Below are 1,016 nucleotides of genomic sequence, written 5' to 3'. Positions count from 1 at the left end.
AACCACCAGTGCAGAAAGCCTCGCACTGCAAGCTAAACAAAGTGGTGTGAATCAGGTGATTGTCTCTGGTGGCGATGGCACGGTGACCGAAGTGGCGAGCCAATTGGTCGGCACGGACATCCAGCTCGGCATCATACCGTTGGGCACGGCGAATGCGCTTTGCCATGTGCTGTATGGCATCGGCGTGAAGTTAGCACCGGTGGAAAAAGCGTGTGAAGCCATTCTCGAAGGTCATTGCCAACGCATAGACACCGCAGAATGTAATCAGCGTTTGATTCTGTTGGTGCTGGGTATTGGCTTGGAACAGAAGATGATTGAACACGCGCATCGTGAAGAGAAAAATGCTTTTGGGCAACTGGCGTATTTAACGGGCTTTTTTAACGCTGTGATTTCCGAAGAGGTGCAAACTCTGCAAGTAACCCTCGAAGGGCAGGCGGCGAGTGAACAAGGATGGGAGAGTCAGGAGATGGAGGTGCACAGCTTCGTCGTTGCCAACATCGCGCCATTCAGTACTGTGTTAGCGCAAGGTGGCGGCGCGCCGCAGCCAGATGATGGGAAATTGCACATTACCTACCTTGATAACACTCAGTCGCTGGGTGGACGCCTAGTGGCGTTGTCGGATCTAACATTAACCAGCGTCGGTGCGCAGGATGAGTCGAATCTGTTTCAGTACGCGAGCGCGACAGGGGTAACGATTACTGCGGATAAGCCGATTGACTACGTCCTCGACGGTGAGCTCTATTCTGACCGTCGTTTAGAGATCAAGATTCGTCCTCAGTCGCTTAATGTGTTTGTTCCCAGTTAACGCCGGTGAAGACGACTGCGAATAGAGTCGAATACAAACAATGATGCAAAAAACGTATCACTTGTGATGCGTTTTTTTTATGTCGAACGTCGACTAATGATGGATGCGAATAGATGCAGAAAGTAAGCAAAGCTCGTGTTGGTCGATGCGTAGAATAGACAAAGCAACAGATAGAAGGGCAAAAATAGAGAAGGTAAACGAGGGAAAAAGG

Annotated in this window: 1 protein-coding gene; it reads left to right on the top strand. The window is 50.2% G+C overall.

The features are described from left to right. Positions 1 to 805, top strand: an 805-nt coding sequence (locus tag R7035_RS26120) for a diacylglycerol kinase family protein (RefSeq protein ID WP_318146437.1), incomplete at its 5' end; no start/stop codon positions are given. Positions 806 to 1,016: the final 211 nt, after the last annotated feature.

This window comes from Vibrio sp. 1731 (genome assembly GCF_033339955.1).
Taxonomy (GTDB): Bacteria; Pseudomonadota; Gammaproteobacteria; order Enterobacterales; family Vibrionaceae; genus Vibrio; species Vibrio alginolyticus.
Note: the sequence above shows the minus strand (reverse complement) of the source record. Positions and strands in the feature narration are given on the sequence as shown.